A 20,848-nucleotide genomic window follows, 5' to 3' on the forward strand; every position below is an offset into this window, starting at 1 on the left:
ATGTGTTATTTTAAATTATTGATAAAATTCTTAAACTTTTTGGTATCATAATCAGCCATGCCTTTGTGCTCAAAAGCTATATTGCCATTTTTGTCTACAACAAAGGTGGTGGGAATACTGCGACTTTGATAAACTCGGGGTAAATTTCCCAAAGTTTTATGTACGTCAAAATCAAACTCTTTACGGCTTTTAAACTTTTTTGCTTTTTCAAAGTTTTTATCTAGCGAAATCATTAGAAAAACCACGTCCTCATCCTTTTCAAAATGTTCGTGTAAATTATCAATGCTTGGCATTTCTGCTATGCAAGGCGGACACCAGGTTGCCCAAAAGTTTATAAATATAACCTTGTCTTTTAAATTGGCCATATCTACTTTATTGCCATTTTGGTCTAGCAATTTAACCTTGTAACTCGCTTTTTTAGCTTTGTTGTCTTCTGTGGTTTCAGTAGTGGTATCGGGATTCATTATTCCCAGCTCTAAAACGCCTCTTTGAATAAAACCAAATACTTCTGCCCGAAGGCTTGAAGTAAATAAAACTACCACAAAAACAATCCAAAAGCTGTAATTTCCTATTTTCTTAATTGTTTTCTTTTTCATGTTAATTTATTTGAATTCATAATTTGTTCCGGGCACGGTAGAAAAAGAATGTTCTCCTAAAACATCGCAATAAGCCCTTTTTTCTAATTTTGGCGCTACTGGAGAGTGTTCTGCCAAATACTCTTCTACGGCATCGTGAATAGTATAATCTTTTTCCACAACATTTTTTACGTTAGTCATTCTACATAAATTGTCTATTGGATCGCCGGGACGTTTACACGCAGATATAGTGTACATTTTGTCTTCTTGTATTGGTTCTCCTGCAACGCTAATACTGTTAATTCGTTCTCCTTTTGGCGCGTTGCTGGAAAAATCTACTTTCATTCCGGAAAAACGTACCAGCCAACCCCCAAAACGTTCGGTTGGGTTTTGTGCAAAAGCATTGTGCATTTCTTTTTCTAACCAATCTTTAATTTGTTTTCCCGAAGCTTTCCCAACTTTTACATTTTCGTTTACCGGTAAAATATTCCATAAATTGGCTTTGGTAATGGGGGCGGGTTCTCCGTTTTGTGGTACAATTGGATTTCCAAACCTAAAGCCGTTGGAGATAGAAATATCTGCGCCGGTTTTCCATTTTGCAGCATCTGTAATCATATTATCCATGGTGTTTTCCACCGTAAGGTAGCGATATAGCGGCACTTTTGTATAACCAATTATGCGTTCCATTTCTTTTTTATATGGTGCTTTTGCCTTTTCTACCAGGGCAGCAATTTTGGCATCTGCCGGATATTTTTTAGGATCTACTTCTAGCAAATCATAATCTTCTTTTACAATTTTTCCATCTACAAAATGCAGCACCAATTTTCCTACAAAACTACCAAAAGCGCCGGGTTCTGTAACGCGTGCAAATTTACCTTGTATAGGTTCGCGAATGCGCTCGTGCGTGTCATTTCCTAAAATATAATCTATATCTTTTGCAATGGGATTGTTGGCTAATTCTACTTGTTTAAAAACGCCAAAATGCGTCAGTAAAAATAAAGCATCTACCTTTTCTTCGGTTTTAAGTTTATCAATGAGATTTTTTGTAGCCGAATCTATTCCGCTAAAAGCGATACCTTTACTAAAAATGGGGTTTTGTCTTACCGGAACATCGGGATCGTTAATGCCTATAAAACCAAGTTTTACGCCATCTACTTCCTTTATCCAATGACTTGGAAAAAGTTCTTGCTTTTCTTTTTCATGAAACATATTTTGAGCAATTACCGGCGTGTCGTAGGCGTTTAAAATTTTTAGCATCTGCGCTTTGCCATACACAACTTCCCAATTGCCGGGAATTAACAAATCATAATTCATGTTTTTTATGATTTCCGGTAAAACATCGCCCTTGGAAAGCGCGGTATAACCACTGCCTTGAATTAAATCTCCGCCATCTACAATTATTGTGTTTTTGTTTTTGGCGCGTTCTTGATCAAACAGGGTTTTTATGTGTGCCAGACCGCCACGCTCTTTAAAAACAATTTGGTTGTTTTCCCAAAATAGTTCCGGGTGTGCGTCTAATTGTCCGTGAATATCTGCCGTTTGCAGAATGTTTATACTAATCGTGTCTTTTTTACTTTCGGTTTTTGGTAAGTTTTCGGCAACAAGTTTTTCTTTAGAAGAAGTTTGTTTTTTGCACGAAATAAACGCTAGTAAAATTAGACTTAAAATACTTATGTTTATCGTTTTCATTGGTGTGGTTTTATAATTCTATACTTTTATATCCTTTGCGTTGTAAATCTAAGTTGAAGTAAATACCGTTCTCTACAACATCTAAATCATCTGGCAAATCTTTTTGTTTTACACCGAATTTCTTTAAGGAAAATCCGCAAGCATGAATCTTAATTCCAAGTTTTTTTGCTTGATCTAGAAAAGGCTGTATACTTTTTGCATTGGTCATTTTTCGCACGGTTTTTCCGCAAACTACAATCTCGAACTTGCCAAATTTTTTGCCGTCCTCTTTTTTAATTTGTTCCGCGGCCAATAAAATTGGTTTCAGTTGTGGAATTTTTCGTGTTAAAACCACATAATTGTTCATTTTTTCTTTGGCAAGAGTTTCTGTGTGGCTTACCGCCGAAAGATTATTTTGAGCTTGCAAGCCAAAAAAGCCCACAAAGAATACTAAACTGGTTATTATTAATTTTTTCATGTTTATTTATTTTGTTTGATTAAAGAAATATCGTTTAGAATAAAAAATAGGAGTCCGCCCATAATGGCAATATTTTTAAATAATGGCCCAAGCGTGGTTATTTGTCCTACTTGAATGGTTAAGGTAATTGGTATGAGCACCAGCGCTAAAACTATGGCCGCATAACGTGTTTTAAATCCTATTAGTAAAGAAATACCGGCAATTAACATCACAATTCCAGATGCGATTACCAATAATTCCGGATTGCCAAAAAATAGGGCAATTCCTTTAAAATTTGCTTGATTAATACGGTTTACGGTTTTTTCTAAATGGATGAGGTGGTTAAAACCAGCCACCAGAAAAATGCCGCTTACCAAAATGCGCAATAGTTGCACAGAACGGTAGTTAACCGCTATGGTAAATTTCATAGTAAATTTATTTTAGGTTTATAGGCTACTTTCTTTACGGAAAAAAAGTAGTGAAAAACTATTTTGTAATAAATTACTATTTGGGAGGGGGTAAGTTTAAATCTTGGTACGTAAAATAATTCTGAAGTTTTGGCTCTTTAAAAAGTTTACGTTTTGGGGGAGTCATTTTGGAAAGTTCTTCAAAATTCTTCAGTAAAATAGGAGTAACACAAACCGCTTGAAAATTAAGTGTATGTGATATGCTTTGTTTTTTAAAGTCGGTTGTATCTTGATCTGTTGGATAATTTTTTTCGCAAAACGGATTGCTAAACGAAATAACATTTTCGTCAAGCATAAATTGCATGGTTTTTGCTTCAACCATCACAACCTTGGCCATAAAGAGCCAAACTAAAAAGAATGCTATAGAGTTTTTCCAATTCATTGAAATCAAAGATACACAAGATTGCAACTTACTTGCGTAACTTTGGTTACACTCTTTGTTTTTTAAGGAAAAACACCATACTTTATTGGTTTAATGTAACTATGGTTACCTATTTACTCTAAGATATTTTTTAAATTTGTTACGCGTAATAAAATATGGAGAAGTACTGGACAATTTTTCAAAATTCGTTTAGCGGCTATTTTAATTATTTGGTTAATGAAATAGCCAATCCGTCGTGGACCAATTATTTTTATTGGCTGCTGGTTCTTTCTTTGGCGGTTTGGGTGGTAGAAATAGTTTTACCTTGGCGGAAAAACCAAAAAATATTTCGAAAAGACTTTTGGTTAGACAGTTTTTATATTCTCTTCAACTTTTTCTTATTTTCTTTAATTGGTTATAACGCGATTTCTAATGTTGGCGTAGAGTTGTTTACCGATTTTCTAAATATATTTGGAGTTAGTAATATTGTAGCAATAGAAGTGCAAAACTTGCCAACTTGGGTGCAACTACTAATTATGTTTGTTATAGCAGATTTTATACAGTGGAATGTACACCGGCAATTACACAAACAACCTTGGCTTTGGAAATACCACCAAGTACACCACAGTATTAAAGAAATGGGATTTGCAGCGCAATTTCGGTTTCATTTTATGGAAACTATTTTTTATAAAAGCGCGCAATATATTCCGTTGGCAATGATAGGTTTTGGTATTAAAGAATTTATTATTGTACATATGTTTGCCGTTTTAATAGGGCATTTAAATCACGCCAATGTAGGCTGGGATTATGGTATTTTCGGGTATATTTTTAACAACCCAAAAATGCATATTTGGCATCACGCCAAAGCCTTGCCGCAAGAACATCCGCAGGGTATGAATTTCGGTTTGAGCTTGAGTATTTGGGATTATCTTTTTGGAACTGCTTATATTCCCCAAGACGGTAAAAATATAGAATTGGGGTTTGCCGGCGATGAAGATTTTCCGCAAAGCTTTAAAAAACAACTATTGTATCCGTTTGATAAAAACAAACCTTTACTATTTAAATTTAAAAAAATAAAAACTACAAATTATGAAGATAAAACAGTTTAAAGACGATGCTTTGGCACATTTTTCCTACGCTATTATTAGTAAGCAAAAAATGGCTGTAGTAGATCCGGCCAGAGATCCAAAACAATACTATAAGTTTGCAGAAGAAAATAACGCTCAGATTGTAGCTATTTTTGAAACGCATCCGCACGCAGATTTTGTGAGCAGCCATTACCAAATACATAAAGAAACCGGAGCAACAATATATGCTAGCGAAAAATTGGGAGCAGACTATCCGCACCAAGGTTTTGACGATGGAGCATCTTTTAAAATGGGAGATATTGAATTTTCTGCTATCAACACGCCTGGACATTCGCCAGATAGCATAAGCATTATTGCAGACGATGGTAAAGAAAAAGCAGCGTTTACCGGCGATACTTTATTTATCGGGAATGTAGGAAGGCCAGACTTACGCGAAAAAGCCGGTAATATGAGAGCTAAACGCGAAGAATTGGCGGAGCAAATGTACCATACTATGCAAAATAAATATACAGATTTACCAGACGAAACTTTGGTTTATCCTGCACACGGCGCGGGTTCGCTTTGCGGAAAAAACATGAGCGATGCTTCTTCTAGTACGTTAGGACGAGAGCGTATGAGCAATTGGGCTTTTCAAAAGCAAAGTGAAGAAGAATTTGTCGAAGAATTATTGAAAGACCAACCAATGATTCCGCATTATTTTGGTTTTGACGTAGACACCAATAAAACCGGTGCCGAAAACTATGCAAAAAGTATTGGAGCTGTTCCTGTTTTGATAAATGTAGATAAATTGGAAGAGCAATATTTGGTTGTAGATATTCGGGAGGAAGAAGAATTTAAACAAAATCATCTGGGAAACAGCATAAATATTATGGGAGTAAAAGACAGCCATAAGCTAGAAACCTGGTTGGGTGCAATTGTAAAACCAGATGAGAAATTTTATGTGGTAGTGCCATCTGTAAACGACATGGAAAATATTTTAAGCCGAATTGCAAAAATTGGTTATGAAAAAAATATTAAAGCTATTGTAACTATAACCGGCAATTTGCAGAAAGATGCTGAATTAGATTTAGAAGCTTTTAAAAACAACAAAGATGCTTACACCATTGTAGATATTAGAAATGCTCCCGAAGTAGCAGAAGGTGAAATTTTTGACTCTGCAGTGGCAATTCCGTTACACGAATTACGCGAACGTACAGACGAAATTCCTACTGATAAACCCATAGTGGTGCATTGTGCGGGAGGTTATCGTAGTGCTGCGGGCAGTAGCATTTTAGATAATAAACTAGATAAAAAAGTATATGATTTAAGCGATGCTATAGAGCAATTTAAGTAAACATACTTTATTAAACTAGAAAAAGCCTGTTTGTACAACAAACAGGCTTTTTTTGATGAAGAAAACGATATTAATTGTCGTAATCTACTTTTCTTTTTACAGTTTTACCGTCTTCTTTTTTAATTTTCTTTTCAACATTTTCGCCGTCAACTTTTACTTTTTCTACGTTGCCTTGCTCGTCTTTTTTGATTTTTACCTCTTTTTGGTCGTCCTCAATTTTAATCTTCTGGCCATCGTCACTTACTTTCATTTCTGCGTCTTTATCTACTTCTACGCCTTCAATGTTTTTTGTATCTTCGTTCTTGTTTTCGTCTCTGCAAGAAGAAAGCACAATACCAAAGCTTAACAACAAAATGCCTACTTTAACTAATTTTTTCATGAATAAATAAATTTTGGTTAGTTTGTGTAATAGCTAATTACCCGTCTATTACAATTTTATATTTTTTGTAAAAGAGCATCAAGCATATAAAACAGATTAAAACCATAAAGCCAACGCTTCTAGGGTCTGCAACATCTATACCTACCAATTTATGGTCTAAAGAATAGTTGCCGTGCGTCAATCTAAAACTCCAGTCTTTAGTTGTCTTCTGTGTAAAAAGACTTAAAAAATAAATACTGTTAAATGCTAAGAAACATAGACCCGCAATAATAATGCTACTTAGTAATAATCTTAATTTTAAAAGCATAACCCACTTTTTTTTAAAGGGCGAATATAAAACTTATTTCCATATTTCAATACTTTTCTTAAAAAATGTACCGGAAGGCAAAATTTCACTTAATTTTTTACTGGATAGCTAGTTGTAGGCTCCGCTGACTTTTTAAGTGATTTTTTTTTCCGGTTTAGAGAATCTTCTATAATGAGTGTGTCTCCTTTTATTTGCTGGTTTTTTTGATTCTGTTTTAATTGCAAAGTTGTATTTGGACAATTAGTGCATATAGCCTCGTTGGCAGAAATTATATAATAATTACTGTCTTGGTAATCTTTAAAAATACTATTATAGTGTTTTAAGTAATCTTCCAGATAATTGTCAGTATGAAAAATGGTGTTTTCTGGCAGATAGAGATTTACTTGCACTTCTTGATCATAAAAACCATATTGGGCCGCGGTAGTAAAATAACCATCAATAAACAAGGAACCGTTTTGGTATTCGGTTTCAAACAAAATATTATTTGCACGGTTTTGTGCGTCTTTGTAATTACGACCTTCAGCTTCTTTTAAAACTTCAATTTTGGCATTTTCGCTGGTGCTAGCAAGTAGGTTTACCGATATGTTTTCGGAATAGATTATGCTTTCTCCGTCTGCATTATTCTTAATTACAAAATCTTTGTCTTGGCTAATTTTATTTCCGTAAAGGGAATTGGCACGCATTTTTATACGCAAGGTGTCGTTTGGCTGGATATCTAGAGGCTGAGTAATAACTACCTGTTCTTCAAAAGAGCGTGCAGAAACTTGCTTTATAACCAAGAAACTTAAACCAAAATTAGCCAATAACCAAATTACCAGTAAGAAAATAGCGCCAGACCAACCTATGGTGCGTAAATGATTAGCCATTAATTTTAAACCAGCCATAAACAAAAAGAATAGGGGAATGGCGGTAGACAAAAATGCTAAAATACTTATAACCCAAAGCGGTGCACCAATTTGCGCCATCTCTACATAATCTAGCCAATAGGGTTCGTAAATACCCAGAAAACTTATGCTAAGTAATGCAAAAACAAGACTTAGCAATCCGCTAACGGCTATAAAAATAAGGAAAATACCTATTAATTTTTTGAGAATGTTGAAAGTGGTATTAAAAGCATTGCCTACACCTTCAGAAAACTCGGAAGTGGTTTGGTTTACTTTCTGCCCGTACTTTTTATAATCTACGTTTTTTACTTTGTTGGCCATGTTATCAAAACCCTCTCTTACTTTGCGTTCTATATTGTTGAGGTTTACCGGCTCGCCACGCATTTGCAACTTTTCTGCTGTAGTGTTAGCTTTAGGCACTAAAAACCATAATAGGAAATAGACCACCACAAAAGTTCCGCTGGTAGCAAGTGTTAAGATTATAAAAATAATACGTACCCAAAGGACATCTATATTAATGTAATGCCCAATACCGGAACAAACCCCTGCTACTTTAGAGTCGTCTGGATCTCTATATAGTTTTTTATCTGAATAATAGTTTTGGTAAGCGTCTTCTTCTGGCTCGTTTAGGTTATAATCTTCTGGTTGGCCCATTATTTCTATAACCCTATTTACTTCTGCCAAACTTATTACCTGATTTTGGGTTTGCATTTTTTCCGTAAATAACTCGGCTATGCGCGCTTCTATATCTTGTAAAATTTCTTCTCTGCCAACTTCATCTGTAAGGGATTGTTTGATGGCGTTGAGGTAATTTTGCAATTTGGCAAAAGCATCTTCGTCTATATGAAACGAAATCCCAGCTAAATTTATATTTACTGTCTTATTCATTGTTTGATGGTTTAGAGGTGGTTATTTTGGTTACGGCTTTATGCAAATCGTTCCAGGTGAGGGCTAATTCTGCCAAAAAATCTTTTCCTTTTTCGGTAAGGCTGTAATATTTTCTTGGCGGGCCGCTTGTAGATTCTTCCCAGTGATAACTTAACAAACCGGCATTTTTTAGGCGTGTTAATAAAGGATAAATTGTGCCTTCTACCACCAGTAATTTGGCATCTTTTAGCGCATCTAAAATTTCGGCTACGTAAGAATTTTTATCTTCTAAAACAGATAAAATACAGTATTCCAGTACACCTTTTCGCATCTGCGCTTTTGTGTTTTCAATTTTCATATATATAAGTTTTTCAAGAGCATAAGTGATTTTGTTATTGTGTTTTTTCTTCTGTTTTAAAAAAAGGAATGCTTAAAGGGTAACGATAGTTTTTACCGTTGCCGGAAGCTACAGCGGCTCTTATAACAAAGATTATGTCCACTAAAGTGAAAATAAGACTAAAAAAAAGGCAGATAAATATAAATGCTAACACTCCAGTGCTGAAAAGCCAGTTTTGATTTTGTTCTAACCAATAATCTTCTGCTATAATAAGTTGATTAATATTAATATATTGTAACCCAATAAACACCGCAATGCCTAAGCCAAAAGTGGCTAAAATTAAGGCATACAAAAACCAACTTATTTGAAAATTTAAAGCATTTTTACCGTGGTTGCTTATAAAAGCATCTTTTGGGTGACTTAGCCAAATTATTAGAGGTATTATAAAATTTCCGAACGGAAATATATACTTGCTAAAACTACCAAGGTGGGCAAAAACAGCCCAAATATTTGAATTATTATTTCTCATACCTAATATTATCTAATGCAAATATATATCTAAAAGATAGTATTATGCAATACAAAGTACCTAAATTTAACATTTTATTTTGATTATATAGTTTTCTGCTTTATTTCGCTTTAGCTAAATTGTCACGATGAAAACTCAATTAAATCCACGTAAAATAAATACATTTTTATTTTTTAAACTTCCATCTGCTTTTTGGTGTGGGGTTAGAGTTAAAGAAATTTCTACTAAGCATTGTAAAGTAGGTGTAAAGTATAGCTGGTTTACTAAAAACCCGTTTAAATCTTTATATTTTGCCGTACAAGCAATGGCAGCAGAATTAACAACCGGTAGTTTGGTAATGCAGGCCATACAAGAAACGCAGGCTTCTGTCTCTATGTTGGTGGTTGGTCAAAAAGCCAGCTTTTTTAAAAAAGCAACCGGAAAGGTTTATTTTGTATGTAATAAAGGTTCTTTTATAAAAGAATGCATAAATAAAACAGTACAAAATAACGAAGCGCAACGATTTTGGTTAGAAGTAAATGGGGTAGATAAGCAAGGAGATACGGTGGCTACTTTCTCTTTTGAGTGGAGTGTGAAATTAAAGTCTAAGAATTAAACAATAGTTAAAATTATTTATATTTTTTACTGCTTTATTTGTTAAAAAAATCTAAATTTTTCTGACTTTAATCGGTATTATTGTTTTAATTGTTTATATTAGTTACCAAATCAAAATCCAAAAGCGTATACTAAAAACTACCAAATTTCACTAAAAACTGTTCAAATTATGGCTAGAGCAATGGTAGAATATACGAAAGTTGTTCTAAAAAAAGTAAGCTTTGATGTAGCCCTTTTCTGTAAAGAAGTAGAGAAAGCTATAACACGATTACTACCTCATGAAATTGAGGAACTAAAAGAGTTTATTTTGGTGCTAACCAGACAAAATCCAAAATTAAACCAATGTTTAATCTATTTAAATAATTAACATAATTACGGGTGTTTAAAAACTTGATCTTATTTTTTCGTTACAACCAAAAACTAACTAATTTTTAAACACCCTTTTTTATGCTTTTTGTTTGAGCGGACTTATAATGTTTACGTTCTGAAAGGTAATTGCACCTTTTATCACGCCACTTATACTTTTTTCTAACACGTTTATAATTTGCATTTTTAACTCACTTTTGTTAAAAATTAAACTCACTTCGCGTGCCGGAACCGGTTCTTCAAAGCTATGTAAGTTATTTTGATACTTGGGTTGTAGGTCTAAAGTGTGTAAATAAGGTAAGAGCGTCATTCCTAACTCTTCGTTAGAGAGTTTTACCAAGGTTTCGAAGCTTCCGCTTTCTAAATGAAACTTGGTGTCTTCTATTTTTTTATGGGTTTTACAAAGGTTTATAATACCTTCTTTAAAACAGTGACCATCTTCTAAAAGTAAAATATCGTCTATATCTAAATCTTCTACTTTAAGCTCTTTGCTTTGTGCCAACCTATGGTTAGGCGGAATGTAAGCTACAAAAGGCTCGTAATATAAAGGTATTTCTTTTAAGGTTTCTTGTTGTAACGGGGTTGCTGCTATTGCCGCATCTAAATGTCCGTCCTTTAATTTTTCTATAATAGCTTCTGTGTGTAATTCTTCTATTTTAAGTTTAACCTTTGGGTAGGTTTTGGTAAAATTACTTAAAAACATAGGCAAAAGCGTAGGCATAATTGTAGGAATAATGCCCAGTTTAAATTCGCCACCAATAAAACCTTTTTGTTGGTCTACAATATCTTGAATACGATCACTCTCATTGACAATATTTTTTGCTTGCTCTACTATTTTTTTACCAACCTCTGTTAGTTCAATTGGTTTTTTAGTTCTGTCAAAAATTTGAACTTCTAATTCTTCTTCCAACTTTTGTATTTGCATACTTAAAGTAGGTTGGGTTACAAATACTTTTTGCGCAGCTTTTGTAAAGTTTTGATATTCTGCGACGGCCAATACGTAATGTAACTGCGTAATTGTCATAACTATTTGTTTTTTAAATACAAAGTTATAGTAACTATTGATTTACTCTATTAAACTTTTGCTAAACTTTTTAAGAGAAAAGAAAGTAAAATTGCGTTGTAACTAAAAGAATTCTTGCGTTACATTATTATGTGTATGGTAGTATCGCGTTTTACATCAAATTTAGATTCTTCCCAAGTTGGTGGGCCCATTAACATCTTGTTATTAGAGACACCATAACTTTCTTTAGGCATTCCATTAGCTTCAAAATCCATTGTTTGATTGCCATTACTATCTTGAAAACAGGAAGCGGCATAGGTTCCATTTTCCACATTTTCAAAAACAAATTTTACTTTGTTATTAGTTATGGGCAAGCTTTCGCTGTAATTGGGTGCGCCTTTCATAAAAGTGTTTTCAGTAAAAACACCCATTAAAACCTCTCCTTTATTATTAGGTATATTTTCTACCAGTACAGTTAAAGTACTTTTTTCCTGTGCAAATAAAAAATTACTTAGCATCACGGTTATACAAATCAAAAGAATTCTCATAATTTTTTATTTTTTAATTAATAGCAAGTTGTGAAATTATATAAATTTACGCAATAATAATCCGTAAAGATTGCATTATAATTTTAATTTTTTGTTTTTAAATGTTTTTTGAAAAAAATTTTAAGAAACATTCCGTAAAGTCTATTACAGCAAACCTCTTGCTTTAATTTCTAAATATTTATTAATGGTATTGATGCTAAGCTCTTTTGGCTTGCTAAAAATAGCTTGAATGCCATGTTTTTGCAGCAAATGCAGCATTTTCTTTTTATCTTGTCTAAACTCTCCCGCAATGGTTTTCTCGTAAATTTCGGGGAGCGTTTTTGGTTCTTGCTCGCTTAGTTTTTCCATTTCTGTATTTTCAAAAAACACTACCAGTAATAAATGCTTTTTAGAAATGGCTTTTAGATAAGGCAACTGTCGTTCTAAAGCGCCAATATGTTCAAAATTGGTATACAATAAAAGTAAACTGCGTTGTTTTACTTTTTGCTGAATACCGGCGTAAAGCAAACCAAAATCACTATCCATAAACTTGGTTTGTATATTGTATAAGCCGTTTAAAATGCGTTGCAGATGCGTTTTTTTATTTTGTGCATTTACAAAATCGCCTATTTGGTTAGAAAACGTAAACATGCCAATTTTATCGTCTTTTTTTAAGGCAATATTGGCAAAAGCTAAACTGGAGTTGATAGCATAATCTAAAAGGCTTAAATTTTCGAAAGGCATCTGCATAACCCGCCCGGTGTCTATCAAGCAATAAATTGGCTGCGATTTTTCGTCTTGGAATTGGTTTACCATCAACTCGCCATGTTTGGCCGTGGCTTTCCAGTTTACGGTTCTAATGTCATCGCCTTGCACATATTCTTTTATTTGTTCAAACTCCATTGTGTGCCCAATTCGTCTTATTTTTTTGAGGCCGCTGTGTGTTAATTTTTTATCGAAAGCTAAAAAGTCGTACTTTCTCATTTGTATAAAAGAAGGATAGACTTTTACCATTTGTTTTTTAGAAAAAGTATAGCGTCTTTTTATTAAACTTAAAGGAGTGGTGATATAGCAATTTAACTTTCCGAAAAAATATTCGCCGCGTTCTACAGGAGTTAAATAGTATTGCGTTTTTTTCTTTTCGGAAGCTTCTAATCGTATACTTTTTTTAAAATCTCTTTTCTGAAATTGTACCGGTATTTCGTCTATTAACACAGCATTAATACGAAACTTGTATTTATTTTGAAACCAAAGTACCACTGTATTGGCGTCTGCATTAGAAAATTTATCGGGTAAATTACGTTTTGCTTTAAAATTAGAACTTTGGTATAAAGCGCTGGCATCTGCCAACAGAATAATTGCAAATGCAAAAACTAAAAGCCAAATAAAAGGATAAATTGCTGGTAGCCAAAACGACACCAAAAATAAAAACGAAATGCCTACCAAAACATAATAGACGTTTTGGTGTAAATAAAGCGATTTGAAAAAGCCTAACAGCTTCATTATCTAGGAATTTCTACAGATTGGGTAATCATTTCTATAACCTGCTCGGGTTTTATACCTTCCATCTCGCGTTCGGGCGCCAGTAAAATACGATGGCTTAAAACCGGATTTAAAGCTTTTTTTACGTCTTCCGGAGTTACAAAATCTCTGGCTTGTATAGCTGCAAAAACTTTAGCGGCACGCATTATAGCAATACTTGCGCGTGGCGAAGCTCCTAAAAATAAATGCGGATGATTTCTGGTTTTGTCTACAATTGCAGCAATATAGTTTAGAATCTTAGGCTCTATTTTTATTTCGTGTATTTGGGTTTTAAATTTCTGAAGCAATTCCGGCGAAAGCACGGGTTCTACCATTTCTGTAGCCTCTTTTGCTTTACGCTGATGATGCGATTCTAAAATTTTAATTTCTTCTTCTAAAGAAGGATAGGCTACATTTATTTTAAATAAAAACCTATCTAATTGTGCTTCGGGCAGAGCATACGTACCTTCTTGTTCTATTGGGTTTTGTGTGGCCAAAACCATAAAGGGTTTTTGCATTGTGTGGCGTTTGCTGTCTATGGTTATTTGGCGTTCTTCCATAACTTCAAAAAGAGCAGCTTGGGTTTTTGCCGGCGCGCGGTTAATCTCGTCTATTAAAATGATATTAGAAAAAATAGGGCCGGGCTTAAACTCAAATTCAGAGGCTTGGTTAAGCACAGATGTTCCTAAAATATCACTGGGCATCAAATCTGGCGTAAATTGAATTCGACTAAAATTAGTTTGTACAGATTTTGCAAAAAGTTTGGCGGTTATGGTTTTGGCAATTCCGGGTACGCCTTCTATCAAAACGTGACCGTCTGCCAACATTCCTACAATTAACAGCTCTACAAAATCTTTTTGACCAATAATTACATTTGCCAATTGTTTTTTTAAATTTTCCACGGCTTGTTGCAATTCTTCTAGCGGGATGCGCGAATCAAAATTAATATTACCGGTGCTTTGGCTTTCTTCTGTTTTCATTAGATTTGTTTTTTAAATTTTATTATTTGTTGCGTTAGCAATTGCAATTGGTCTTGGTTTATTGACTGAGCAGTTTTTATCTTTTCTATCAAACCGAATAATTTATTTGTCAGCTCACTATCTACACCGGTTTGCGAGGCTATTTTTGTACTATCTATTTTGCTGTCTTTGTTTATTTCTAAACGAAATTCTTCTCGTAAATAAGCGTAAAACTGATTTATTTGCTTTTCGGCAATTTCTTTGTGCTTTTTTTGCTCCAGATACATTCCGGCAATGGTGCGGGTATACTCGTAACTACGGTTTTGTAAGGCTTTTACTACCGGAATGCTTTTTTGCTTGCGTTTTCCTTCAAAATAAATAAATAAAAGCGCTCCCAATAATACCGTGTAATAGGCCCATTTTAAATAGCGGTTATTTAGCAGAATATACAACGGCGAGGTTTGAATGGTTTTTCCGCTTTTGTAATAATTATCCCAAAATAAGCTTTGCTGCGGAGATAAATAGGCCAAAGCATTTTTTGCATACCTATAATTATCTTCGGCTAGCATAAAATAATTACTGAACAATTCTGGATTGCTGTGCATTAGAATTTTTCCTTCCCCGAAAGGGGCTTCTAAAAAGTTTACCAAAGAGTCTTTTAAATTCTTGTTTTCTAACCGAAGCGATGCAAGTCCCAATATCTTATGCTTGCTGGTATCTATTTTACTGAAATAAACTAACTCTTTTTCTTTTTTAAAGGCAAAAGCTTTTTCTGCTTTTAGCTCCGGATTACTAAAATTAAAATAGGGGAGGGTTTTTACTTTGTTAAGCGAGCGCTTGGTTTTTACTTCCAATTGCAAGGTGTCTAAAAGTGTGGTAGAAAAATTGTTGGCTGCCAGAAATAGAGTATTGCCGTTTTCTACCCAATTTAGCATTTTGCTCAACTCGGCTTTATCTAAAAATAAATTGTTGTTCAAAAAGAAATAATTTCCCGCTAAACTCTCGTGCTTTTGTAAAAATTGGTAAGGCGGATTGTTTACTTCTTCTAAGGTAAAATTGCTTTCTTTTAAACTTTCGTAAAGAACCAAACTGCCCAACGGAATTTTATCTGTCTTGGCATAGCTGGGATACCAATTTATGGGAGTTGGTTTGCTGGCTTCCAGATAAAAGATAAAACCTAAAACCAAAAGAAACCCAACTAATAAAAGTTTGTATGTTTTACCCATGCGAAGCTTGATTTAAAGTAGTTTCTATTTTTTTAAAATCAACTTCTGCCATCTTATATTGGTTATGGTTTACCGTAAAATCGCCGTACCAAATATATTCATACAAATGCGTAATGCTGTAAAACTGTTGTTGCAATTTTTTCGACTCAATTTCTGCCAGGTAATCTGTATTGGTTTTTTGGTATTGGTAATCTATATAATCGTTTTCTTTTAGCTTTTTTAAAATTAGTAAATAATAGTACCGCACCGCCAAACGATAATTGTTATTTTCTAAAGCCCTGCTAATTAAACTTTTTATATCGTCTTTTTCTATAATTTTTTCTTCTTCGCTTAAAAAGGTTTTTCCTTTGGCTTTACTTTCTAAAAAGTCTTTACCGGGATTGGCTTTTACAAAAAGATAAATTGCAAAACCTACAATAGTCAATAAAATTAGATAGGGTAAATAGCTTACTAAAAAAGCAATAAAACTTCCGGCTTTAATATCGCCAAAAAGCCATTGCCAAAAACTCATCCAGATTTGACCAAGCCAGTTTTTAAAACTTTCCCACCAATCTACAGCCGTATCTGCCGCTTCATAATTAAAAGCTTTATCTATTTTGTAGCCAATAAAATCTTTGGCTTCAAAAGAAACAGGTTGCAAATGCGCTTGCCGGTCATAGTGTAAACTATCTGGAGAGACTTGTGCGCTAATAGCGGAAAGTTTCAGTAAAAACAATAAAATTACAACTACCTGTTTCATATTTTTTTATTCGCCAATCTTGCTTATATCTTCGTAAGTACCGGTAGCATTTTTCTTTTCGTCCAGGTTAAAGTAAATAAAAACAGTACTTATCACTACAATAATATACACGATATATTGTGCCGCACTGCTTAAGACCGAAAGGCTTAAATAAACCCAATCAAACATAAAAGAGGTGTCTGCCATACTGCCTTCTTTTGCCAGTGTAAATACTTTTATAAACGAGTAAATTATAGCTGGTACCTGAAAAATTATATTTATTAAATAATATAATAACATCATTACTACCAGGGTTAAAAAGCTAATCCACCAGTTGTTTTTAACTAAACTAAAACTGTATGAAATACTTTCGCCAATACTATAATTTTTAAAAATTTTTATAGAATAGACCAAAGCTAAGGGAACGGCAATAAAAATACCCGGAATAATAAACAGGGTTAAACCGAAAAATATGAAAATACTTACCAAAAACCCAAGTCCCAAAAATTGCGGCCATTGTTTGTTTAGGCTATTTCCTACTTCTGTTTTGTCTATTTTTCCGTCGTTATTTATATAACTTTTTATAATTAAATTTATCGTGCCAAACAGCATAGCGTTGTATACCCAAGCACTGAACAATAAAAAAATTATTCCAATTAAAACACTGGAGAAAAACCCCGAAGCATTACCGGAGCTCGCCGCGCTAGTATCTAAAACACTTAAAAAATCTTGACCGGATTTTGCTGTGGTAAACACATAAAAACCCATTGCAAATATCAATACCAAATAAGCCGGACCAACATAGGTAAAAAGTGTTTTTAATAAGCTTTTGTAGTTTTCTCGTATAAAGCCAAAAGTATCTCCTAAGACTTCGCCCAGTTCACGTTCTCGCTTAAAGCGGATTTTTTTATTGGTCTGATTCATTTTTTAAAGTTTGTTGGTATAAATAGCGTGGATAAATTACGTAATAAAATAAAATAAAAGCCAAAGAACTACCTATTATAAAAATAGAAAGCCAATCTGGCATGTGCGTAAGACGGGTAACAAAACCTTCTAAAAATCCGGCTATAATAAAGAAAGGAATAGTGCTAACCACTATTTTTATTCCGTTTTTTACCCCGTTTATAAAAGATTGTAATCTAGTATAAGTGCCCGGAAACAAAATGCTTTTGCCAACTACAAGTCCCGCACAACCGGCTACTATAATTACAGAAATTTCTATCGTGCCATGAATCCAAATAGTTCTAACAGACTCCCACAGCAATCCTTGTTCATGGAAAAAATATTGAAAAGCGCCCAGCATTACCGCATTTTGCATAAGCGAAAAGACAGTGCCCAAGCCAACTAAAATTCCCAATACAAAAGTAATTAAAGCTACTTTTATATTATTTACCGTAATGCCCAAAAACATATCTACTTCGCCCATTTTTTTGTAAACGGCCATCGGGTCGTTGTTGGCAATATTATCTAAGGTCATATTTACATAAGCATCACCCATAATAGCCCGAACAAATGCGGTATCTGTAGCTGCAGAATAAGCGCCGATAATACTAAAACCGGCAAAAATTAAGAATGCAATTAAAAGTTCTTTTTGAAAACTATAAAAAAACAACGGAAAATCTTTACTGAAAAAAGACCAAAAGCGTTTTTTAGATTCTTTTTTGGTCTTATAAATCTTTTGGTGTGCTTCTCGCGCCAGTTTGTTTAGATATTGCGTAGTATTACTTTGCGGATAAAAAGTTTGCGCAAAACTAAGATGGTCAGAAATTTCTAAATACAACGAAGAAAGCTCATCTGGTGAAATTTTTATATTATTGTGCAATACATTTTCAAATTTTAACCATTTGTCCTTATTTTGTCGTACAAAAACCGCCTCGCGCATATTAGTTGTATTATAGCTCGTCAAAGAAACATATTTAATGGATAATTTTCAAATAGAAACCGCGCAAAATGTTAAGATAAAGCAAAATGTTGCTAACATTGGCGACAGAATACTGGCTTTTTTAATAGATGTTTTAATTCTGTTTGCTTTCGAAACCGTTTTGGTGCTGGCATTGAGAGGTATGGATGTAAACCTTTCAGAAAAATGGATGATGATTTTGGTTTTTGGACTTCCGGTTTTTTTATACCATCTACTGTGGGAAAGTTTTAATAACGGTCAATCTCCGGGAAAAGCCGTAATAAAAATTAAAGTGGTAAAATTAGACGGCAGTAAACCTTCATTTTTTAATTATCTGGTGCGTTGGTTGCTTCGCATTATAGATATTAGCATTACATCGGGAGCGGTTGCAATTGTTACTATTTTGCTTAGCGGAAGAGGCCAGCGCTTAGGAGATTTGGCGGCACAAACTACTGTAATTTCTGAACGGGATTCCAGTTCGTTTCATAAAACTTTGTTGGTAGATATTCCGCCAGATTATTCGCCACATTATCCGCAAGTCACAATTTTTTCCGATAAGGACATACAAAGCATAAAAAATATTTTTACGGAAGCTAAACGCAATCGCAATAATGCTGTAATTTTGGCGCTGCATAGACAAGTTACCAAAAAACTGGAAGTCGAGCCAAAAGAGAAACCAGTAATCTTTATAGAAAAAGTAATTACAGATTATAACTTCTATACGCAACAATAGTACAGATGAATTATTTATTATTTTTAGACATCTTAGGAGTAATCGCTTTTTCTATATCTGGCGTTTTGGCTTCTATGAACAAGCGTATGGATGTATTTGGTATCTTGATTATTGCCTTTGTAACTTCTGTTGGTGGTGGTACTTTACGCGATATTCTAATTGGTTTTCCGGTTGCCTGGATGCGCAATTTGGTATATGTGCACGTTATTATTGCAACGGTTATTTTTGCAATAGTTTTCCGCAAAAAATTGGTTTATTTTAGACGTTCACTATTTTTATTTGATACTATAGGGATTGGCCTTTATACCGTTTTAGGTATAGAAAAAGGTTTAGCAGCCGGCTTTCCTGCAATTATTTGTATAGCTATTGGCACAATGACGGCTTGTTTTGGCGGCGTAATAAGAGATATTTTGTGTAACGATATTCCGGTTATATTTCGGCATAAAGAAATTTATGCTACGGCTTGTATTTTAGGTGGGTTGGTTTATTTTTTACTGTTGTATACCAGTTTAGAAGATTTTTGGGTGTTTACTATCTCTGGCTTGGTGGTTATGATTATGCGCACGTTGGCTGTAATCTTTAAACTGCGTTTGCCGTCTGTCTATAAACAAGAAGATATTAGTCCAAAACTTTAATGTCTATATCTACATTTTCTCGTGGCCATTCTTTGTCATCTACTTCTACTTGTGCAATTTTGTCAACCACATCCATTCCGCTAATAACGCGACCAAAAACCGTATGTTCGTTATCTATATGATGTGCGCCGCGCTCACCTTGCACGATATAAAACTCAAACGGACTGGAAGCATTGCTAACGTTTTGTTCGCTATATTTTGCCGCGCCAAACGCGCCTCTGGTATGCGTATGTCCGGCTTCAAACTCGCTTGGTATTAAAAAAGAGCCAACTTTACTTCTAATTTTACTAGCAGCAGTACGATCGCTGTTGCCGCCTTGAATTACAAAATTTTTAGAAACCCTATGAAAAAAAGTAGCGTCAAAATATCCCATTTTTACTAAACGTATAAAATTAGCGCGGTGCAAGGGCGTATCCTTATAGAGTTGCACTTTTATATCTCCAAACGGTGTTTCTATAAATACTTTTGTTTCGGGGTTTTCTTTACCATATTTCGTAAGAAAAGGTATGAGTTCTTCTTGTTCTATGGTTTTTATAGCGGCAATATCTACCTTACTTTTTCCCCCGGCAGGGATTTTTATACTATTTAAAATACTATCGGTACGTTTTTCTTGTTCGGCTTGTTTTTTTTCTTTTAAAATTTTCTTCTTTTCGGGAGCAGTATTTTTAGTATCTTCACAACTGCACATTCCCAAAAAAAATAAAATGCTAATTACCGGTATAATGAATTTTAGTGATGACATTTTCAGAGTTTAAAAAATATATTCCAAAAATAGAAAAAATAGATCTTTTTGGAGAGAAAGCACATTTAGAATTGTCGCCAAAGTTTCGTACCAACGAATTAAAGCAAATAAATTTTGCCGAAAAAAATCCTAAATATGCCGGGGTTATGGCACTTTTTTATCCAGATAAACATGCCGAAACCCGAATTGTACTAATTCTTAGAAAAACGTACAAGGGCGTTCACTCGGCACAAATTGGTTTTCCCGGTGGCAGGGCAGAGCACATAGATAAAGATTTACAAGAAACCGCTATACGCGAAACTTATGAAGAAGTTGGAGTGCAACCCTCTAATATTCAGGTGGTAAAAAAACTAACTAAAATATATATTCCGCCATCTAATTTTTGGGTACAACCATTTTTGGGACATTGCGAGCATACACCAAATTTTAAACGTCAAGAATCTGAAGTAGAACAAATTTTAGAAGTAAAACTCATAGATTTTTTAAAAAAAGAAAGTTTAACCTCCCAAAATGTTACTACCTCTTATGCCAAGAACGTAGAAGTTCCGGGTTTTCTACTCAACCAGCACGTAGTTTGGGGTGCAACCGGAATGATGCTAAATGAAGTACGACTTTTGCTCAATAAAGTACTTTAATGCGTAAATTTGTATATTTGGCGGCTTTAAAAAACAG

At 34.1% G+C, this 20,848-nt stretch carries 26 protein-coding genes; 7 read left to right on the top strand and 19 right to left on the bottom strand.

What is annotated here, in order from left to right:
- Positions 1–5 precede the first annotated feature (5 nt).
- The 5 genes from FKR84_RS05850 to FKR84_RS05870 all read right to left on the bottom strand — a co-directional run bounded on the left by FKR84_RS05850 (position 6) and on the right by FKR84_RS05870 (position 3,504).
- Complete coding sequence (locus tag FKR84_RS05850; protein WP_141421365.1) at positions 6–596, bottom strand: TlpA family protein disulfide reductase; 591 nt, start codon at positions 594–596, stop codon at positions 6–8.
- Positions 597–602: 6 nt separating this feature from the next.
- The gene (locus FKR84_RS05855; RefSeq protein WP_141421366.1) at positions 603–2,264 is read right to left on the bottom strand and encodes a bifunctional metallophosphatase/5'-nucleotidase; all 1,662 of its coding nucleotides are present in this window, start codon (positions 2,262–2,264) and stop codon (positions 603–605) included.
- 10 nt (positions 2,265–2,274) lie between these two features.
- On the bottom strand, positions 2,275–2,721 hold the full coding sequence (locus FKR84_RS05860; RefSeq protein WP_141421367.1) for a DsrE family protein: 447 nt from the start codon (positions 2,719–2,721) through the stop codon (positions 2,275–2,277).
- Positions 2,722–2,723: 2 nt separating this feature from the next.
- Complete coding sequence (locus FKR84_RS05865; protein ID WP_141421368.1) at positions 2,724–3,128, bottom strand: DoxX family protein; 405 nt, start codon at positions 3,126–3,128, stop codon at positions 2,724–2,726.
- A 76-nt stretch (positions 3,129–3,204) separates the two neighbouring features.
- Positions 3,205–3,504, bottom strand: a complete 300-nt coding sequence (locus FKR84_RS05870; RefSeq protein WP_233357678.1) for a hypothetical protein — start codon at positions 3,502–3,504, stop codon at positions 3,205–3,207.
- A gap of 200 nt (positions 3,505–3,704) precedes the next feature.
- On the opposite strand from FKR84_RS05870, the gene FKR84_RS05875 reads away from it, so the two are divergent.
- Together FKR84_RS05875 and FKR84_RS05880 are read left to right on the top strand one after the other, a co-directional pair.
- Positions 3,705–4,637 (top strand): sterol desaturase family protein, encoded by a 933-nt coding sequence (locus FKR84_RS05875; protein ID WP_141421370.1) that lies wholly within the window; start codon positions 3,705–3,707, stop codon positions 4,635–4,637.
- Complete coding sequence (locus tag FKR84_RS05880; RefSeq protein ID WP_141421371.1) at positions 4,618–5,949, top strand: MBL fold metallo-hydrolase; 1,332 nt, start codon at positions 4,618–4,620, stop codon at positions 5,947–5,949. The genes FKR84_RS05875 and FKR84_RS05880 overlap by 20 nt, the downstream gene beginning before the upstream one ends.
- 70 nt (positions 5,950–6,019) lie before the next feature.
- Here FKR84_RS05880 and FKR84_RS05885 read toward each other — a convergent pair whose 3' ends face one another.
- From FKR84_RS05885 to FKR84_RS05905, 5 genes are all read right to left on the bottom strand, one after another.
- Positions 6,020–6,328, bottom strand: a complete 309-nt coding sequence (locus FKR84_RS05885; protein WP_141421372.1) for a hypothetical protein — start codon at positions 6,326–6,328, stop codon at positions 6,020–6,022.
- Between the two features lie 37 nt (positions 6,329–6,365).
- Entirely contained in the window at positions 6,366–6,635 is a 270-nt protein-coding gene (locus FKR84_RS05890; RefSeq protein ID WP_141421373.1) for a hypothetical protein, read from the bottom strand.
- An 89-nt stretch (positions 6,636–6,724) separates the two neighbouring features.
- A complete protein-coding gene (locus tag FKR84_RS05895) occupies positions 6,725–8,407 on the bottom strand; it encodes a PspC domain-containing protein (protein ID WP_141421374.1) in 1,683 nt (560 codons plus the stop codon).
- Positions 8,400–8,744 carry a PadR family transcriptional regulator gene (locus tag FKR84_RS05900; protein ID WP_141421375.1) on the bottom strand — a complete coding sequence of 115 codons (345 nt, stop codon included), beginning with the start codon at positions 8,742–8,744 and terminating at the stop codon, positions 8,400–8,402. Before FKR84_RS05900 ends, FKR84_RS05895 begins: the two co-directional genes overlap by 8 nt.
- A 34-nt stretch (positions 8,745–8,778) precedes the next feature.
- Positions 8,779–9,252 (bottom strand): DUF4870 domain-containing protein, encoded by a 474-nt coding sequence (locus FKR84_RS05905; RefSeq protein WP_141421376.1) that lies wholly within the window; start codon positions 9,250–9,252, stop codon positions 8,779–8,781.
- Positions 9,253–9,379: 127 nt separating this feature from the next.
- On the opposite strand from FKR84_RS05905, the gene FKR84_RS05910 reads away from it, so the two are divergent.
- Positions 9,380–9,847, top strand: a complete 468-nt coding sequence (locus FKR84_RS05910; protein ID WP_141421377.1) for a DUF4442 domain-containing protein — start codon at positions 9,380–9,382, stop codon at positions 9,845–9,847.
- Between the two features lie 168 nt (positions 9,848–10,015).
- The gene (locus FKR84_RS05915) at positions 10,016–10,213 is read left to right on the top strand and encodes a hypothetical protein (protein ID WP_141421378.1); all 198 of its coding nucleotides are present in this window, start codon (positions 10,016–10,018) and stop codon (positions 10,211–10,213) included.
- Between the two features lie 78 nt (positions 10,214–10,291).
- Here the strand turns inward: FKR84_RS05915 and FKR84_RS05920 are convergent, their stop codons facing one another.
- The 8 genes from FKR84_RS05920 to FKR84_RS05955 all read right to left on the bottom strand — a co-directional run bounded on the left by FKR84_RS05920 (position 10,292) and on the right by FKR84_RS05955 (position 18,048).
- Complete coding sequence (locus FKR84_RS05920; RefSeq protein ID WP_141421379.1) at positions 10,292–11,236, bottom strand: LysR substrate-binding domain-containing protein; 945 nt, start codon at positions 11,234–11,236, stop codon at positions 10,292–10,294.
- Between the two features lie 119 nt (positions 11,237–11,355).
- The gene (locus FKR84_RS05925; protein ID WP_141421380.1) at positions 11,356–11,763 is read right to left on the bottom strand and encodes a DUF2141 domain-containing protein; all 408 of its coding nucleotides are present in this window, start codon (positions 11,761–11,763) and stop codon (positions 11,356–11,358) included.
- A 144-nt stretch (positions 11,764–11,907) separates the two neighbouring features.
- The gene (locus FKR84_RS05930) at positions 11,908–13,239 is read right to left on the bottom strand and encodes a DUF58 domain-containing protein (RefSeq protein WP_141421429.1); all 1,332 of its coding nucleotides are present in this window, start codon (positions 13,237–13,239) and stop codon (positions 11,908–11,910) included.
- Positions 13,240–13,244: 5 nt separating this feature from the next.
- On the bottom strand, positions 13,245–14,243 hold the full coding sequence (locus tag FKR84_RS05935; protein ID WP_141421381.1) for an AAA family ATPase: 999 nt from the start codon (positions 14,241–14,243) through the stop codon (positions 13,245–13,247).
- On the bottom strand, positions 14,243–15,448 hold the full coding sequence (locus FKR84_RS05940) for a DUF4350 domain-containing protein (protein ID WP_141421382.1): 1,206 nt from the start codon (positions 15,446–15,448) through the stop codon (positions 14,243–14,245). The genes FKR84_RS05935 and FKR84_RS05940 overlap by 1 nt, the downstream gene beginning before the upstream one ends.
- The gene (locus tag FKR84_RS05945) at positions 15,441–16,187 is read right to left on the bottom strand and encodes a DUF4129 domain-containing protein (RefSeq protein ID WP_141421383.1); all 747 of its coding nucleotides are present in this window, start codon (positions 16,185–16,187) and stop codon (positions 15,441–15,443) included. The genes FKR84_RS05940 and FKR84_RS05945 overlap by 8 nt, the downstream gene beginning before the upstream one ends.
- Before the next feature lie 6 nt (positions 16,188–16,193).
- Complete coding sequence (locus FKR84_RS05950; RefSeq protein ID WP_141421384.1) at positions 16,194–17,090, bottom strand: hypothetical protein; 897 nt, start codon at positions 17,088–17,090, stop codon at positions 16,194–16,196.
- Positions 17,074–18,048 carry a stage II sporulation protein M gene (locus tag FKR84_RS05955; RefSeq protein WP_141421430.1) on the bottom strand — a complete coding sequence of 325 codons (975 nt, stop codon included), beginning with the start codon at positions 18,046–18,048 and terminating at the stop codon, positions 17,074–17,076. The genes FKR84_RS05950 and FKR84_RS05955 overlap by 17 nt, the downstream gene beginning before the upstream one ends.
- 37 nt (positions 18,049–18,085) lie before the next feature.
- Between FKR84_RS05955 and FKR84_RS05960 the strand changes: the two genes are divergently transcribed.
- Positions 18,086–18,799, top strand: coding sequence for an RDD family protein (locus tag FKR84_RS05960; protein ID WP_141421385.1), 714 nt, complete (start codon positions 18,086–18,088; stop codon positions 18,797–18,799).
- A gap of 5 nt (positions 18,800–18,804) precedes the next feature.
- Positions 18,805–19,434 (top strand): trimeric intracellular cation channel family protein, encoded by a 630-nt coding sequence (locus FKR84_RS05965; RefSeq protein ID WP_141421386.1) that lies wholly within the window; start codon positions 18,805–18,807, stop codon positions 19,432–19,434.
- Here FKR84_RS05965 and FKR84_RS05970 read toward each other — a convergent pair.
- Positions 19,418–20,176, bottom strand: a complete 759-nt coding sequence (locus FKR84_RS05970) for a peptidylprolyl isomerase (protein ID WP_233357680.1) — start codon at positions 20,174–20,176, stop codon at positions 19,418–19,420. The two genes, FKR84_RS05965 and FKR84_RS05970, sit on opposite strands and share 17 nt — an antisense overlap.
- Between FKR84_RS05970 and FKR84_RS05975 the strand changes: the two genes are divergently transcribed.
- On the top strand, positions 20,170–20,811 hold the full coding sequence (locus FKR84_RS05975) for an NUDIX hydrolase (RefSeq protein ID WP_141421387.1): 642 nt from the start codon (positions 20,170–20,172) through the stop codon (positions 20,809–20,811). The two genes, FKR84_RS05970 and FKR84_RS05975, sit on opposite strands and share 7 nt — an antisense overlap.
- Positions 20,812–20,848: the final 37 nt, after the last annotated feature.

This window comes from Haloflavibacter putidus (genome assembly GCF_006546625.1).
In the GTDB taxonomy this organism is placed as follows: domain Bacteria; phylum Bacteroidota; class Bacteroidia; order Flavobacteriales; family Flavobacteriaceae; genus Mesonia; species Mesonia putida.